This window comes from Roseivirga echinicomitans (assembly GCF_001592935.1).
In the GTDB taxonomy this organism is placed as follows: Bacteria; Bacteroidota; Bacteroidia; order Cytophagales; family Cyclobacteriaceae; genus Roseivirga; species Roseivirga echinicomitans.
Map to the genome: position 1 here is coordinate 19,569 of NZ_LRDB01000008.1, position 17,042 is coordinate 36,610.

Genomic DNA, 17,042 nt, shown 5'->3' on the forward strand with positions numbered 1-17,042 from the left:
TTTATATCAACGAGTTTTGAATTATCTCCAACCTCCGTTTGATGCATTAATACCATCCGCAGCGTCAGGTCCACCATAAGTGTAGAACGGACGAGCAACACCCATTGTCTCCAAAATCTGAGGAGCAACTGGTAAATGAAGGAAAGTTCCAGACTGCAATAAGTCTCTTTTTCTCATTTCATAAAACTGAATACCAATACTAGTTGCTGCCAATTCTACATGTCTTTCATGATGAATTGCATCCATAATAGCAGCCTTAGTAGGTGCAACTGGAGTCATTTCTCCTCTTGTTACACGAGTACCTGTGTTAATGATAAGTGCAGCACCTGGTAAATCACCAAGATTAGCTCTTGCTTCAGCTCTAATCAAATCATTTTCTGACACATAAAGCTCAGGCATATCACCAAACCATCCAGCAAGAAGGTAATCATACCTGCTAAGTCTATAGTTAGAGAAATGATAATAACCTCTTTCTACACGGAAAGGAACTGAAGATTTGTATTCAAAATCGGTAGTTAACCTTTTATCCTCAGGAGTAGTAGACTCTGGTGGGAAAGGGAAGTTTGGATCATCATCCCAATGCTCAGGCTGATCATTATCCATCATATGAATTACTCTCATATCAGTTTGTCCCCAACCTGGGTAAGCGTAATAAACCCAGTATTGATTTATCCATTGTACCCATCCGTCACCTTGAATAATAAAACTCTCAGTAATTCCATTATCAGCATAAGTCTTAGCTCTTGCCCAGTCAGCAGCAGCATCTTGTGCAGCATTTCTTGGAGCATAAGCTACTAAACGAGCAGCAAATGAGTTGATGAGTTTTTTGAAATCATCATTGCTCAATGGTTCAGCTGTGTTCATCCATTCTGCTGGAATTTCAAATGTGTTACCTGCTAATGCGATAGCTTCATCTAGTTTAGTTAAAGCAGCATCAAGAACATCTGTGTATGGGAAAAACTCGGCTGCAGCAATCTCCTCTACAGTAGTGTTTTCGTCTACAATAAACCCTTTGTCATAGTTCAAGCCAATATATCCTAAACTAATCCCTTGGATAAATTTAGACCAAGATCTAACAAGGTTATTGTCTGCACCGTTCACCCCAATATCTAGACCACCGTCCATTACTTGAAGTACTGTATTAGCAGTAGATGCCCCCTCATACATGTTTCTATACATGTAGTTAGAGTTTGATGCATAGCTATACGCTGGCTGGTTGTCCCAAGCTTTTCTAGGCTCCCATGATTGATCTCTCATACCAAAGTTACCCCAAGAACAAGTCAAGTTATCAGCAGCTGTCCCAAGCAAGTGAGATATACTACCTGTATAATGTGTACCTCCATACCAAGTAAGGAACATACCCGAAGCAAGTGTCTTCACATCTGAGTCAGATGCCAATACCTTTGCCGTATCTGGGTTATTCAAGTTTTCCACTTCCAATTCGTGACAAGCAACGCCACTGACCAAAAGGAAGGCCAATAAGAATCCTTTATATATTATTTTTTTCATATCAGTTTAGTTTTAGAAATTAAGTGATAGAGATAAAGCATAATTTCTGAAGTTAGGATAAGTACCTGTACCATCCACTGGGTTTCTAATAGACCCAACCTCAGGATCATATCCTGAATAGTCTGAGAAAGTAACCAAGTTACGTCCAATAGCTTTCAAAGAAGCTCCTTTAAAGGCATCAAAGCCAAAGAAACTTTGCAATTGAGTAGCTGAGAAAGTATAACCTAAAGCCACCTCTCTAAGTTTCACAAAGCTAGCGTCTTCAACCCAATAAGAGTTGTTAGAGTTTACATCGTAAAAACCTTTATAGTACTCTAGTGCTTTCTTCTCAGAATCAGCTTTACCAAATTGGTCCATGATGCCATTTCTGTCATCTCTAGTTAACCATTGTGATTTTCTGTTATAAACATCACCACCTTGTTTGATATCTAACAACACATAAGCTGTGAAGCCCTTATAACGAACAGTGTTAGAGAAACCAGCGTAGAAATCAGGATTACCATCACCAATTTTAACAAAAGCATCAAGTCCGTTCTCATCTTTCAATTTAACAGGAGCCTCATTAACTGTTCCTTGTGAACCAGCTGGAACTACGTAACCTTCGTTGTTCAATTCATAATCAGAAATGTTATCACCTTCTGGTAACTGCTGAGCCATTTGATCCAAAGATTTAACCCAAGTATTACCATAAATTGAACCATAAGTTTCACCTTCTTTTATATAGAATAATCCATCTGTTCCGAAAGTATATGGAGCAATAGGAAGCTCAGTTACAGTTTGTCTCGTTCTAGAGAAAACTATATTAGCATCCCAAGTTAGGTCCTGATTCTTAATCACATTTACACCTAAATTAAGTTCAAAACTATTTGATTCAATAGTACCAGCATTCTGGTATTGGCTACTAAACCCACCTGCAGTCGGCAATAACCTCACGCTTAAGAATTGATCAGAAGTTACAGAGCTAGCATAAATCGCTTCAAAAGTAAACCTATTCAAGAACTCAGCATTAATAGCTACTTCAGTTTCAGCAGTTCTAGATGGCTTAAGGTTTTTATTACCCAAAGATGAAGCAGAAGCAACACCATTACTTACACTGTAAGTTTCATATTGCCAATCAAAACCAGGTCTAATACCTGCAATACCATAGGCTCCTCTAATCTTCAATTCTTGAACATTAGGGATATCTAAGTCTTCTGTAATTCTATATCCAGCAGAAACTCTGTAATAGTTATTCCATCTTTCGTTCTCACCAAACAAAGAAGATCCATCTATACGGAACATTCCGTCAAACAAAATTTTGTCCTTGTAATCTAAAGAACCAATAAAGAAATAGTTAGAAGCAATTACTTCTTGTTGGTAGTTTGAGGCAGATATGTTAGCTCTAGGAATAGCCGACAATGTAGGCAGATCTCTGATACCAAAATCAAAACCACTAGCATTCACATCCTGTCTTTTACTATTCTCATACAGGTACGAGATTTTACCTTTTGCAGTAATATCACCAAATCTACCATTAAGGTTCATTGTGGTTTGTACTTGCTGAACATTTCTTTCAGAAGTGTTATCACTTATAGATCCTAATGAATAAGTAATTCCAAGTGGATCTGTTCCACCCAACGTCCAGCTATCATATGGTGAATATGAACCTGAGCTAATCTCTCTGAATTCAGTCGAATAACTCGCTTCAAAATTAACCCATGAAGCCAAATCCATATTCAATCGGTAGTTACCAATGATTCTTTTCTCTTCATATTTATTTTCAGTTTTGTATGTACTGTAAAGAGGGTTAGTCTCATTAGACCAGTGATTATGTCTGTAATAGTATGGTTGACCATCTGGGTTAGGTAAGAATAGGTCGTTATCAGGCTCTGCCAATACAATATTGAAGAAGATACCTCCACCACCACCTGGGCTATTCTGTTTAGAGTTTGCTACCAAGTTAGAAGCTGAAAATTTCAACCAATCATTAATTTGATGGTCAATATTCAATCTAATATTCTGACGAGTAAAGCCATCTGTGTTAGGGATAATACCTGTTTGCGCATTGTTCTCAAATGAAATAAATGCATTTGTTGTAGCATTACGAGTGGATACAGCTACATAGTTAGTGTGGTTGGATCCAGTTTTAAAGAATTCCGCTTGTTGATCAATGTTTCTTCCAAAAGGATTGTCCATATAATGATCTGCATCAAAACCTCTATTACCAACAACATCTGGGCTATAACCTCCAACATAACCAGCAGGGTATGTTACACCATCATATTTGGTAAACTTGTCGAAGCTTGCATAATCAGACGCCAAAGTAAATGCATGGTGCGTAGCAAGATCAAGAGTTCTTTCTAGCTGTTGCCACCCAATCTCATTTCTTACCGTAATATTAGTAGTTCCAATATTTTGGTTATTTCCACGCTTAGAGGTGATTACAATTACACCATTACCAGCCCTAGAACCGTATAATGACGCAGCAGAAGCACCTTTAATAACTTCGTAAGACTCAACATCATCTACGTTAATATCAGAAAGTCCACCTTCAATGATAACTCCATCAATCACCACCATTGGGCTAGAGCCAGCGTTCAAGTTGTTATCAGCTCTTAGCTGAAGACTTGCATCGTTACCAGGGCTACCGCCAGCAGAGGATATTCTAACCCCAGCTACTTTACCTGCTAATGCAGAACCGGCAGAAGTTGCAGGAGCTAGACTTAAACGCTCAGCGTCTATCTTAGCTACCGTAACTGTCAGTTTCTTTCTAGGAGTACCAGCGGCCACACCAGAAACCACAATTTCACCCAAATCCGTAGCATCTGGATTTAATTGAATGTCAATTGTAGTCTGTGTTCCGATTTGAACTTCTTGAGTAACATAGCCCAAGAATCTAAAGACAAGAACTCCACTTGCGGGAGCAGACAGCGTATATGTACCATCTGGTTGTGTCGCAGTACCCATAGTGGTACCCTTTATTATAATGTTAACACTAGGAAGCCCTAGGCCAGTTTCATCAGTTACTCTTCCCTTGATTTCGCGATCTTGTGCAGTCGCAAATAGGGAGACAAGCACTGACATCATGAAAGTCAGTAATACTCTCTTCATAGTTAGTAGTTTTAGTAAAAAATTATTTTAGTAAATAATTCGATTGAATTACCAAATGTAAAATAAAATATGGTCAAAGAAAACCTTGACCATATTTTTTAACTCATTAAAAGTATCTAAGAGTATTTTATTTCATCAACACCTTAATCAGATTCAGAATTTGATAGCTTTTAAATTGACACAAAAGGTACTGACTCGATACAGAATTGCATCATTAAAATACACTATTTGATTTTAAATATAAATTATTTATTTCTAGAAACAATACACCTTCTATTTTACCCTAAATTTTTATTATTTAAAGAAATCAACACCTAAATACCTAATAATCAGATAACTTAATAAAAAATGCGTAGCACAATGCCAACAACAACTTATCACCAAACAAAGACAGGAAAGGCACTAAAAGCCTGAATGAATGACTCTTATGACTTAACGGCTCGACATCAGATGGTTGGACAAAATTAAGGGCTGTGAATAACAAAAGATGGATACTACTATAGAAATGATTAAAAAAACAATAGTCTGGCTAAACGCCCCTCAGGGTAAAGGCGAGAGCAACAAAAAAGGGCTTCCCATCTGAAAGCCCTTTAACCAAAACATTTGTGTGTGTACTCAATTAATCTTTCACGTACCGAACAGCCATCTTAGCAGTAGTGGATATTTTACCGTGAGTATATCTTAATTCTCTGTTAGGTACAGAGATATAACTTGCAATTTCATTATCTGAGGATTGAGTCCAATAAAACCCAACTTGATTTCTACCTATCATCCCCATAAGCGGATCCTCATAACCATCTGATTCAAAATTAAATAAATAGTACTCTTCAGGTATTATCTGATTTGGATCAGACGAAAAGCCTGTCCTTTTAAGAAGTTTACTCCATTCCTCGCTTGTGGGTAATCTCCAACCGGTTGGCGCAGAAATTTCAGCTTCTTGATATGACATCTGCTTTGATATCCCTTTAAAGTTAGCGGTCATCCAAACTACATCATCAAACTCTACAGTCGAGTAAGCCATTCCGTTCCTCCAATCCACCCATGTGTCACCAGGTGTCCATTCATCATTAATATCTGGGCTCAGAGCCACAAACTCTTCAGGAGAATTAAGTAACCCATCTATTGGAAGCGCCAATAATGGCGTAATGAATGCTAATGCAAGGAGTGTTTGACGTATTTTCATAACCTTTGTTTACTTACAGTCAAATATGATTGATATGTAATCCTTATATATTGAGGTAATTCGCAATATGAATTTTAGGTAATTTCGTTAGTTCTGTAGGTTTTTTACCTAGTCAAGCTTTAGACTCCACTTAAGACCTAAGTCAAAACTCATAAAACCATCACTCCTACCTAAACCCAAATTAAAAGACAAGCCATCTCTGATAGCATATGCTCCTTCTATAGTAGGTTGAACCGCTAAAAATTTACCGTCAAAAAGCCCTATTTTCAAACTAGGCAATACAGTAAATTTAGCATTGGGGTTAATCGCATACTGAAAATATGTTCCAGCAAATGTCTTCTGCCCTTTCTCCGAGTTATCGAAGCTTTCCAATCTAGTATAACCCAGCTTCAATCGCGACTTGTAATCTACCCCCATCCTGATTCCGTACTTCCATCCGTAAACTGTTCTGTTTGCCGATGGCGATACTTCGAGATTATACTTAGGAGTAACTTCCTGCTTTTTAAGCGATTGAGAAGAAACTTCCAAGCATATGAAACTCAGAATAAAAATGATTATAATCTTCATGTCTTTGGTTGCTATAGGGTAAAGGTAACTAATAGCCAAAGGGATAATATATGACAAAAACGAATTGAGTTAATTAGGTTAAACCACTAACACACTAGGTATTTCTCTTACGCATTAAGAAACCTCCTTGAGTGTGGAGTGAAGTTTTCCATAGTTAACTTCATCCAATGATAATCAAAAAAAATGTAACATTGACAGCCGGTAGGAAGTCATCTGTTTATTTCCTATTCCATTTCTTTCATTTCCATAACTACGCACTCAATTGGGGTGAATGCAAACCTCAAGTAGAGGATGTTTTTTTTTTTTATCTTTTAAAAAAATCGTAAAGCGTTCTATTTAGCTCCTGATAGATCACCATAGACCTTCATCTAACATTAAGTGAAGTGGCCACTTTTTTAAGCTGTTATCTGCTAACTTTATTAGATTCTCTCTCTTCCATAGTTTCTATCGGCACTAAATTAGGAAGTAAGATTTGTCAAAAACCAAGACACACTACAAGGCTCGGTATATAAGTGAATTTAAAAAATAAAAAACCCGAGTTCATCTCAACAATCTGTTTAAAAACATGAGTTATAGATGCTCACCAATATTCCTATTGGGTAAATATCTCTTTGATATAAATCGATATATCATGTGGTGCAGGTTCATCCCCACCAAAGTAAGGGTAGAGTTTATAGTATAATCCAACCTCGCAGTTAGTCCCTCTTTCAACCTCCTGCTTCATTTCTCCGTTTAGCAGCAGATAAAATTTATCGCCTACAATTTGAATTTGATAATGCGCAGTTTCACGAATAGCAATATCTCCCATGTGGTGATACCCCACTACTCCATTTGTGTATGCATATGAAAAAATTTCCACCATATCCTTCACCAGACTATATCTCCAGCCAAACCGTACACTATTCTCATGGTGCAAGCTATTGCAGTCTGAAAAACCAAACAGCTTATTAATATCATCTTGGTTTCTATTACCTAGATCGTAACGTACCGATTCATCAAACCGAGCTGTAAAATCCAACACATCCGACTTTAAAGTCCCTGACTTATCGTTAGGAAAACCACCCAACCTCTTACTCATGTGCTGCCCTTTTGGTAACAGATACTCCACCTCCTTTTGCTCATAAATATCCGAACATGAGCCTATAAGGATTAGTATTCCAAATGCCAAGATGGTACCTACGCTACTATTCCTTTTGTTTCTTCTACCCGATAACATTATATAAAAAACTATTAATTCGACTTTTATTTATAAGGTTTTACGCAGACAGGGTTTCGAAATATTAACCCTTTTAACTTTATATTCAAGAATTCCACTCAGTGAAAATCATTTGTTCTAAAATTACCTGACTTTTTCACAACACCCATTCAAGATAGTAAATCAAACAACAACTTACAGTATTCCCTCTCGTGTGAGGTGTACAAAACTAATTACTTTCTTGAGCATTCTTATATATTAACCTAAAGCTTGGCGAGTTTAAGCCATCCAATTCAAAACATATTTCGTGCAATTGGCCCAACTGCTTCAATTAATTTAAGTTCCAAATGAATTTCAAACCAAATCCCCTTTTCTCTCCTACACCATATTCAAAGCCAAGTTTCCAGGATTCATTCAGGTCAACCCTAGCTTCCGCAGCAATAAATACTTTTTGCGCCTCTGAATTATATTTGGCTAACCTCACTGAAGGACCAATCTGCATATTATCTCCAATTGGCAACATTACACTACTTTGAATTCCAGCAAAGCGATCATCCATGTATCGTTCACCAAAATCATAATCCCTAGTATGAAAATAACTAATATTAAAAACTTCTTTGAAATTGATCCCTATTTGATACCCAAATAAATAACCTCCATAATTAAAGTAGGTAGGCGCCACCTGAAAGGTGAAAGAATTCCCTTCTTTTGCCTGATGGTAAGTTTGAGAAAAGACTGTGTTACTCACTAAGAGCAAAAATGTAATGGCCAATAACTTTTTCATGACTTTCAGATGTATGTTTTGTATTCCAAAGGTCATTAGAAGTCCGTTCGATTTTATGGGTCAGTCTCCTAATATGAAAAATGTCTATTTCGCTTATCTCTATTAGATATAAGAGTAGTGATAGCATGTAGGTGATTTACCTCCATTTGTACTAGATTAATACCTAACACCAATTCTAAATTCACTTAATCCCTCTCGCAGTTCGTCTAAAAATCTTTTCACCCCCCCATTTAACAATCTTTAACAGCCATTTTTTAGAAAGCCCTTGACAAACGGTTAACCTAGACGTCTAAGGATTGCTATATTTGTCGATTAGCTAGAAAACACATGACTTGGTTTAAATCTATAGGAACAACAGAAGCCATATTTATTGGGCTTTTTCTTGCTGCCTATCTCGCATACATTTTCCGTTTAGCAACAATTGCCAAAAGATTGCAAACCAGTTACAGGCCATTATTGCTTAAGGTATTGCTCCGAACTTTAGCCTTTGCTTTGATTATCTTTTCACTTATGGGACCATCATTTGGCGAAACAACTAAAGAAGTGAAGTCAGAAGGCAAAGACATTTACATTGCTGTAGATTTATCACAGTCAATGAATGCACAAGATGTTGAGCCATCTAGGCTTTCAAAAATAAAATTTGAACTTAATAATATTGTTCAAGCATTTAGCTCTGACCGAATAGGCTTGATCATATTTTCATCTGAGGCCTTTATTCAATGCCCTCTCACTTACGATCAAAGTGCTATCAATTTGTTTATCAGTACGCTCAAGACTGAGTTAGTACCCAATGCTGGAACGGACTTTAGTGCTCCTTTAAACATTGCAATGGAAAAGCTTGATTTAGCAGCAGAGGGGCCTATCACTCAACAGAAATCGAAAATTATTTTAATGATTAGCGATGGTGAGGATTTTGGAGATGAAACGGACAAAGCAGCTAAAAAAGTAGTGGACACTGGAGTAAAACTCTTTGCTCTTGGTGTTGGCACTGAAAAAGGTGCTAAAATCCCTGAGGGACGTTCATTTAAAAGAGACAGAAACGGGCAAGAAGTAATAACAAAGCTCAACTCTGAATCGTTAAGAAAGCTGGCAGCCGATACAGGAGGAAATTATTTTGAAATTAATCAAGATCAAAATGATGTAAAGAGACTGATAAGAGCTATCAATGAAGTAGAAGGCGAAGTACGTGATACCCGTCAAATTGATGCTTCTGCCAATAAATTCTATTACTTTCTAGGAGCCGCTATTCTTTTGCTAATCTTAGATGCACTGATAAGAAGAAAGACATTACGCCTATGAAATATTTTATTACGTTAATTCTAGTATTCACCAGTATTACCGACCCGGTAACGAGAATCGCTAAGTCTAATGCGTTAAAGAAAGAGGCTAAGGCATTTTACGATCAAGAAAGCTATGAACTAGCAGTCTCTTCCTATGCGAAGCTACTGGATTCAATGATGGTCATGGATGAAGACGCTCGTCTCAATATGGCTAATGCTGCCTATTTCTTGGCTTATGGGAATAATGAGCTCCTAGGGGTTTTAAATGAAGCAGCAGAAAATCCAGATAACCTTGATGAAAGTGCCGTAGGTATGGCTAGTGAAGGCCTTAAATTCGCCAGTATTGCGAGCAATAATTATGACGAACTATCTGGTAGTGCAAAGAACAATGTCATTGCTTCAAGTGCCTTTAACCAGAAAGGGATTATAGCCTATAAAAGAAGTGAAGCGGCCAAAACAGAAGAAAAGAAATCTCTTACCGATCAGGCTTTAAATGATTTTAAAAACTCCTTGAGAAAAAATCCAACCAACGAATCTGCTAGGTACAATTACGAATTGTTGAAAAAACTGATCAGAGAGCAAGAGGAACAAGATAAAAACAACGAAGATAACAAAGATCAGGAAGAGAAAAAGGACGAAGAGAAAAAAGATCAAGAGCAGAAAGATAAAAAAGACCAACAAGAAAAAAACGATCAGGAAAAGAAGGATCAAGAAAAACAAGAGAATAAAGACCAAGAGAAAAAGGATCAACAAGAGAATAACGAAGAGCAAGACCCCAATCAAGAAAAACCTCAGGAAAAAGACCCTCTTGAAAAGCTAAAAGAGAAGCTGGAAGAAATGAATATGAGCCCAGAAAAAGCTCAAATGATTTTAGAAGCCATGAAAAATAATGAGGTTCAATATGTTCAACAGAACAAAAGGAAGGCTACTAAGAAAAAAGACTCAAGTAAACCAGATTGGTAAAATTTGAGCTAGCTACAGATTCTCATCCCATTACCTCCCATAGATAACGGCATGTCAGTAGCTAAATTCATCTTGTTACCTGATTGTAAACGTCATTTAAACGTCATCAAAAAGTCTTTTCTCCAAAGCGTAGATGGCCAAACCAGCCATGTTTTTAGCACCAGTTTTCTCCAAGAGATTTCGTTTGTGAGCGTCAACCGTACGGACTGAAATAAATAACTCATCCGCAATTTCCTGATTTGAATACTCCTTGACTATAAGGTGGAGTACCTCTCTTTCTCTGTTTGTCAATGGAATATCCATGGCCAGTCTAGACCCTCTAGATTTACTCCCCCTTAGGTTATTCATAATTATAGTGGTCACTTCTTGAGAGTAATAAGTATTTCCCTCAGCCACTTCTGTTATTGCTCTCTTTATTTCTTCTTCCCCACTACTCTTTAAAATATAGCCCTGAATGCCATAATTAAGTATCTTCTTTATGTGTTGCGTTTCACTTAACATAGTAAGTGCCAAAATCTTGAACTCAACAGTCCCTCCTTGCGTCAAGTTCTTTACCAGTTCAATCCCATCCATGGAAGGCATCACAATATCTGTTACTAGTACATCAAAATTGCTGTCTTTATTTATCATAGAAAGCGCTTCTTGCCCATTATTGGCTTCGCCAACAATCTCAAACCTTTCATCCTCGTCAAGATAAAACTTAACACCATCGCGGATCATTTTATGGTCGTCAACAAGAAATATTCTAATCGTTTTCATAAGCTATTTTAGAGTTGTCCAAGGGGACATTTAAAATTAATGAGGTGCCTTTTCCCGGAAAAGAATCTAGGATAAATTCACCTGAAAGAGCGCTAGCTCTGTTCTTCATACTTGCCAATCCAAATCCTGAAGAATTAAAATTAACATTATCCAAATCAAAACCTTTCCCATCGTCTTCAATAATTAATTGAATACTTGTCGAAAGTTTTATCAACTGAATCGAAACACTTTGAGCTTGAGCATGCTTAATAATGTTGGTAATAGATTCCTGAATAATCTTATAAAAGCTAGTCTCTGTACTAACATTAAGCCGTTCTTCCTCTAAGTTAGTAATGAATTCGAAATTCACAGCAGAAGTAGCATTCAATTCGTCCACTAAATCTTTCACAACTTCAGTTAAGCCAAAATCTTCTATCGCTTTAGGCATTAGTCTATGGGCTATCTCTCGTGTTTGATCGAGAGATTTTCTGAGGTGCTCCCAGCCACGTTCGTATCGTTCTAATACCCTTTGACTCAACAGATGTTTCTCTTTTTTAACAAATTCCAAATTAAGCGATGCAATGGTCAAGGTTTGCTGCAAACTATCATGAATTTCACGAGATATCCTGCTACGCTCTTCATCCGCAGCATCTAATACTGCTGCTAAAACCTTTTCTTCAGACCTTATTCTATCCGTAATATCAAAAACGGAAGCTTCAACAGACAAAGGCTCTCCAGCCTCATTAAAAATGCCATGACCAAATTCTGAAAGCCATTTAATTTCTCCCTCTTTATCAAGAATTCGATAGTTTAATCGATAAGTCTGTCTATTACTTATGGCGGCATTGAAACCGGACTCAACAAACCTTTTGTCATCAGGATGAATTAGTTTTTGATATTGTAGACCATTCTCATTTGTCAATTCATCGACTGTATACCCCGTTAATTCATGACAAAATGCATTCACATAGGTAAACTCTTTAGTGGGATATTTTGCACTATAAACTAACCCTGGAATGTCTTCAACTAGAGATTGGTATTGAGTATATGATTTTTCTAAATCCAGAGTAAGATTTCTTTCCTTAGTAATGTCCATCATGGTGCAAACATGCCTTTTAGGCAAACCAGATTTATCAAACTCCACATTCTTACCAAGTACTCGCATCCATCTTATATCTCCAGCCTTAGTAACTAGCCTGATCATTATATCCATTTCGTTTATTACTCCAGACTTTAAGTTTGCAGCAAGTTCCGTAACCAAATCAACATCGTCTGTATATACACTTTTATTAATATGATCTGAGACACTGCTCTCAAAATCATATTTAGCTCTTCCTATAAGTTCATAGTAATTTTCGTTCCACTGGAGTTCGTCATCTTTAATGTTCCAGTCTAGAATTATTTGTTTTGTACCTGAAATCGCAAGATTCAAAACCCTCTGGCTTTCCATAAGTTGTTCTTGGGCAACCCTTGTTGCGGTTACATTCATTGTCAGACCAATTACTCTCACCCTCCCATTGGCATCTAAGAAAGTCTTCCCCTTAGACTTTAACCACCTAAGTTCATTGTTCTGGGTGAGCACTCTATATTCAAGTTCATAATGCCTAAGCTTGCCCACCTTCAGTTTTCCAAAAAGTTTACGCACTTTTTCGCTATCATCGGGATGAAGCACAGAATCCATAAATTGATCTTTTGTTGGGTCGTACTTCCCCTTTTCCTGGCCTATAATTTCTAGATAATTATCACTTACACTGACTGTATTCGTTTCTAAATCCCAATCCATTAAGGCCATATTGGCTCCATCAAATGCCAACTTCAATCTCTCCTCATTCTCAAATAGTTCTTGATCTTTCAGGTGTGAGTCTGTGACATCTAAATTCAGCCCAATCACTTTATCACCCTCTTCTTCACTGATTCTGAAAATTTTAGCCGTTGATCTTACATGCTTTATATCCCCAGATTCAGTCTTTATTTCATACTCAACATCAAACACTCCTTTATTACTTACCAAGGATGCTAAATTTCGAGTCAGTTCGTCTTTAGAGTCTGATTGAACATAACCGAGCCAATCAGAAATATTGATTTGATTATTCTCAGGTAGTTTCCTTTCGTGAATTGATGCCATTCCTTTATCCCATACAAGATTATCAGAAACCATATCCCATTCCCAAACACCTGTTTTGGCAGTAGTCGCGGCCAACTCATATTTAAGATTGGCGTTCAAAATAGCCATCTCTTTCTCTTTGTATTCAGTCAAGTCTATATGAGTTCCATAAATCAAGACGGGCTGTCCATCTTTATCTCTTTCTATTATTTTCCCTCGATCAAGAATCCAACGCCATTTATTATCTTTTCCTTTTATCCGAATTAGAAGTTCAAACCCACCGCTATCTTTAATTTTTTCATCATAAAGTGAGGTATTAATTTTTTCAAGATCGTCTGGGTGAACTCTTTCGTTAAAGAAAGACTGTTCATGGACTATTTCATCAAACTCATAGCCCAACATTTCGGCATAATATTCATTAAACCTAGTATTCCCAGTTTTCAAATTCAATTCCCATGTCCCTATTCTAGCTGACTCAATGGCAAGAGCCATTTTCTGCTTACCGTCCAATAATTCCTTTTCAGCCTTAATTCTTCCAGTAACATCCCTAAAAACCGCAAAGATGAAAACATCTCCATCAATCATTATCCTGCTTAAATTTACTTCGCAATAAATGATCTTTCCATCTACCTTCTGTACATCCCAGAAAAAATTGGCTTGACCATTTTTCAAAGTATTCTCAACTTGATCAGATAAAAATTCTTCTGAAAGCTGTCCTGTTGTTTGATATTCTGGTGTAAAATTCCAAATTTTTTCATTTTTCAGTTGCTCTTCTGCAACTCCAAAAATTGGCTTCACATTAACATTACAATCCAAACAAAATCCATCCTTAAGGATGGTCATCGCATCATTACTTTGCTCAAAAATTGTCCGAAACTTCTCTTCGTTTTCTTTTAAGTTGGCCTGTATTATGTATTGATCGTGAACATCAGTAGAAACACCAATCAGTGATGTTATATCACCAGACTCATCAATCATGGGCGATATAGAAACCATAAACCATCGATAAATCCCCGTAGAATTTTTGATTCTCACCTGAACAGAAAAAGAGGCTTTATCTTTATTGGCTAACTTCCATTTTTTATTCGTTAATGGAAGATCGTCTGGGTGCACAAAATTCAACCATTTTGAACCATGATATGCATCGTCATAAAGCCCTAAGTATGTCCGCCCTTTACTATTTAGATAGGTTAAGTCACCCTGTGCATCCAGCAACCAAAGCATATGCGGCAACGATTCCGATTGAAATCTATATTTTTCTTCACTTTCTTTCAGTGCCAAATTAGAGAGTACTTCACTGGTCACATCTCTTAGCATCCCCATTAAGTCTTCTCCAACTCGTTCTAATTCACAGTATAAAGACTTGATTTTCGTCTTTATATCTATTCTAAAATGGAAATGTGTTCTTTCACCCGGTTCTAAATCAAGTGTTCTCTGAATAACATGCCTGTCTTCTTTTACTATTCTATTGAAAAACCTTAAAGAAGGACCTGCCGAAGCGGGCATTCCTAAGAGGTTATATATATTATCGGACCAGATTATTTCATTCGTTTTGAGGTTCATTTCAAAAGAACCTATACCTCCAATTTTTTCCGTTCTGGACAAAAGTTCTTTGGTATTCAGTAAATCAAGTTTTGGCTGTGTATCTCTTTCTTCTGTAACATTTTTGAACTTCGATAATAGGTATTTGTCATCACCAATATTGATAATCCTTGGTGTTTCACTAATACTTAAAACCGAACCAAGCTTCGTTATGAATTGATACTCTTCATCTTCAACAGACTCTCCTTTAAATATTTTTTTATGATTCTTTTTAAATACCTCTTGAGAATCTGGCCCCACAAAATCAATCAACTTCGTACCTTCAGGCTCAACACTCGAACACTCTACTAGTAGATTAAACTCATTGTTAAACACGAGTACATAGCCCGCTTCGCTTGACAAGGTCATAGCGCAGTCGATATTGTTAAATAACACCTCAATCAAGGCTTTGTTACTTCCAATTAAGTCATGCAACTGTGCCCTATCGTGAAGCCACCCCTTGCCTTCCTTTACCTCTTTTTTATCTGCCATTCTCACAATTCCCTTATTGGCTTGGTTAATTATTGACGCAACTTATTATGGATAAAACTGAACCACATTATTCTGTAGAAAAAACACCTAAAAGTGTAGCTTAGGCGAAGGTGACAAATATGGTTGAATTCGATATCATAAAAATAAGCAATCTACCTAGTCATTAAATTAAGGCTTTAAATCAACGTTTCATTAAAATAGTCAAGCAAATAAAAAAATTAAACACCGCAAAACTCTATACTAGCCCCTTTCACTATGGGTTTCACTTCATATTTGACATAGTATTCATTACATTTGCTAACACTCGTTAGGTAAATTAAATAATTCAATATGAATGAAGTTTATATAGTATCAGCTGCCAGAACCCCTATTGGTAGTTTTGGAGGTAAATTAGCTGGATTCTCGGCTACTCAACTTGGATCAATGGCCATTAAAGGTGCTTTAGAAAAAGCCGGCTTGGACCCAAAACATGTCCAAGAAGTATTTATGGGCAATGTAATTTCTGCAGGTTTAGGTCAAGCCCCAGCAAGACAAGCAGCAATGGGTGCAGGCCTTAGCAATGAAGTACCTTGTACCACAATCAACAAAGTATGCGCTTCTGGAATGAAGGCTGCTATGTTTGCCGCTCAATCCATAATGATTGGTGCACAGGACGTAATTATAGCTGGTGGAATGGAAAGCATGAGTAATGTACCTTACTATATCCCTAAAGCCCGTTATGGCTATAAATATGGAAACGGTGAATTAATAGATGGCCTATTACATGATGGCCTTTGGGAGGTTTACAATCAATTCCCAATGGGGAACTGTGCAGACAACACCGCCAAAGAAATGGGAATTACCAGAGAGCAACAAGATGAATTTGCGATCAATTCTTACAAAAAGGTAGCCGCTTCAACGGCTGCTGGCCACTTCAAAAATGAAATCATCCCTGTCGAAATACCTCAAAGAAAGGGCGATCCAATAATCATGGATGAAGACGAAGAGTTTCATAACGTAATTTTCGAAAAAATACCGGCTTTGCGACCTGTATTTAGTAAAGAAGGTACTGTAACTGCTGCTAATGCGTCTACAATCAATGATGGTGCATCGGTAATGGTATTGATGAGTAAGAAAAAGGCAGACGAACTGGGCATCAAGCCAATCGCTAGAATTATAGGCTTTGCTGATGCTGCGCAAGACCCGTTGTGGTTCACTACAGCTCCGTCAAAGGCAATCCCTAAAGCAATGGCAATGGCTGGTGTAGATAAGTCGCAAGTAGACTATTACGAAATCAACGAGGCCTTCTCAGCAGTGGCGTTAGCCAATAATATTGAGCTTGGGCTAGATCCTGATAAGGTAAATGTATATGGTGGTGCCGTTGCTATGGGCCATCCACTAGGTGCTTCTGGCTGTAGAATTGTAACTACGCTTACCTCTGTATTACATCAAAAAGGTGGTAACATTGGTGTTGCCGGAATATGTAACGGTGGCGGTGGTGCTTCAGCCATGGTAATCGAAAAATTATAACATCAACTATACTAAACCAAAAAGCCTTTCGTAATTTTACGTAAGGC

Annotated in this window: 11 protein-coding genes; 3 read left to right on the plus strand and 8 right to left on the minus strand. The window is 37.3% G+C overall.

The window, feature by feature from the left end:
• Window positions 1–21 precede the first annotated feature (21 nt).
• The 6 genes from AWN68_RS07960 to AWN68_RS07985 form a co-directional block, all read right to left on the minus strand.
• Window positions 22–1,509: a RagB/SusD family nutrient uptake outer membrane protein gene (locus AWN68_RS07960; RefSeq protein WP_068413783.1), complete on the minus strand. Its 1,488-nt coding sequence runs from the start codon at window positions 1,507–1,509 to the stop codon at window positions 22–24.
• Window positions 1,510–1,521: 12 nt separating this feature from the next.
• Entirely contained in the window at window positions 1,522–4,599 is a 3,078-nt protein-coding gene (locus tag AWN68_RS07965) for a SusC/RagA family TonB-linked outer membrane protein (RefSeq protein WP_068413786.1), read from the minus strand.
• Between the two features lie 619 nt (window positions 4,600–5,218).
• Window positions 5,219–5,782 (minus strand): fibrobacter succinogenes major paralogous domain-containing protein, encoded by a 564-nt coding sequence (locus AWN68_RS07970; RefSeq protein ID WP_068413788.1) that lies wholly within the window; start codon window positions 5,780–5,782, stop codon window positions 5,219–5,221.
• Between the two features lie 108 nt (window positions 5,783–5,890).
• On the minus strand, window positions 5,891–6,349 hold the full coding sequence (locus AWN68_RS07975; protein ID WP_068413790.1) for a hypothetical protein: 459 nt from the start codon (window positions 6,347–6,349) through the stop codon (window positions 5,891–5,893).
• Window positions 6,350–6,941: 592 nt separating this feature from the next.
• On the minus strand, window positions 6,942–7,565 hold the full coding sequence (locus tag AWN68_RS07980; RefSeq protein ID WP_068413795.1) for a hypothetical protein: 624 nt from the start codon (window positions 7,563–7,565) through the stop codon (window positions 6,942–6,944).
• 310 nt (window positions 7,566–7,875) lie between these two features.
• Window positions 7,876–8,328, minus strand: coding sequence for a hypothetical protein (locus AWN68_RS07985; RefSeq protein WP_068413796.1), 453 nt, complete (start codon window positions 8,326–8,328; stop codon window positions 7,876–7,878).
• Between the two features lie 327 nt (window positions 8,329–8,655).
• Between AWN68_RS07985 and AWN68_RS07990 the strand changes: the two genes are divergently transcribed.
• Window positions 8,656–9,627, plus strand: coding sequence for a vWA domain-containing protein (locus AWN68_RS07990; protein ID WP_068413799.1), 972 nt, complete (start codon window positions 8,656–8,658; stop codon window positions 9,625–9,627).
• Window positions 9,624–10,571 (plus strand): hypothetical protein, encoded by a 948-nt coding sequence (locus AWN68_RS07995; protein WP_068413801.1) that lies wholly within the window; start codon window positions 9,624–9,626, stop codon window positions 10,569–10,571. The genes AWN68_RS07990 and AWN68_RS07995 overlap by 4 nt, the downstream gene beginning before the upstream one ends.
• Window positions 10,572–10,667: 96 nt before the next feature.
• On the opposite strand, the gene AWN68_RS08000 is transcribed toward AWN68_RS07995, so the two are convergent.
• Window positions 10,668–11,330, minus strand: coding sequence for a response regulator transcription factor (locus tag AWN68_RS08000; protein WP_068413811.1), 663 nt, complete (start codon window positions 11,328–11,330; stop codon window positions 10,668–10,670).
• On the minus strand, window positions 11,317–15,486 hold the full coding sequence (locus tag AWN68_RS08005; RefSeq protein WP_068413813.1) for a PAS domain-containing protein: 4,170 nt from the start codon (window positions 15,484–15,486) through the stop codon (window positions 11,317–11,319). The genes AWN68_RS08000 and AWN68_RS08005 overlap by 14 nt, the downstream gene beginning before the upstream one ends.
• Window positions 15,487–15,816: 330 nt before the next feature.
• Here AWN68_RS08005 and AWN68_RS08010 point away from each other — a divergent pair, with 330 nt between their 5' ends.
• Window positions 15,817–16,995: an acetyl-CoA C-acyltransferase gene (locus AWN68_RS08010; RefSeq protein WP_068413815.1), complete on the plus strand. Its 1,179-nt coding sequence runs from the start codon at window positions 15,817–15,819 to the stop codon at window positions 16,993–16,995.
• The last annotated feature ends 47 nt before the right edge of the window (window positions 16,996–17,042 follow it).

Excerpts from the sequence above, each read along its gene's own strand:
- AWN68_RS08000 (WP_068413811.1), bottom strand. The coding sequence starts at position 11,330 with ATGAAAACGATTAGAATATTTCTTGTTGACGACCATAAAATGATCCGC.
- AWN68_RS07960 (WP_068413783.1), bottom strand. The coding sequence starts at position 1,509 with ATGAAAAAAATAATATATAAAGGATTCTTATTGGCCTTCCTTTTGGTC.
- AWN68_RS07975 (WP_068413790.1), bottom strand. The coding sequence starts at position 6,349 with ATGAAGATTATAATCATTTTTATTCTGAGTTTCATATGCTTGGAAGTT.
- AWN68_RS07970 (WP_068413788.1), bottom strand. The coding sequence starts at position 5,782 with ATGAAAATACGTCAAACACTCCTTGCATTAGCATTCATTACGCCATTA.
- AWN68_RS07995 (WP_068413801.1), top strand. The coding sequence starts at position 9,624 with ATGAAATATTTTATTACGTTAATTCTAGTATTCACCAGTATTACCGAC.
- AWN68_RS08010 (WP_068413815.1), top strand. The coding sequence starts at position 15,817 with ATGAATGAAGTTTATATAGTATCAGCTGCCAGAACCCCTATTGGTAGT.
- AWN68_RS07990 (WP_068413799.1), top strand. The coding sequence starts at position 8,656 with ATGACTTGGTTTAAATCTATAGGAACAACAGAAGCCATATTTATTGGG.
- AWN68_RS07985 (WP_068413796.1), bottom strand. The coding sequence starts at position 8,328 with ATGAAAAAGTTATTGGCCATTACATTTTTGCTCTTAGTGAGTAACACA.
- AWN68_RS07980 (WP_068413795.1), bottom strand. The coding sequence starts at position 7,565 with ATGTTATCGGGTAGAAGAAACAAAAGGAATAGTAGCGTAGGTACCATC.
- AWN68_RS08005 (WP_068413813.1), bottom strand. The coding sequence starts at position 15,486 with ATGGCAGATAAAAAAGAGGTAAAGGAAGGCAAGGGGTGGCTTCACGAT.
- AWN68_RS07965 (WP_068413786.1), bottom strand. The coding sequence starts at position 4,599 with ATGAAGAGAGTATTACTGACTTTCATGATGTCAGTGCTTGTCTCCCTA.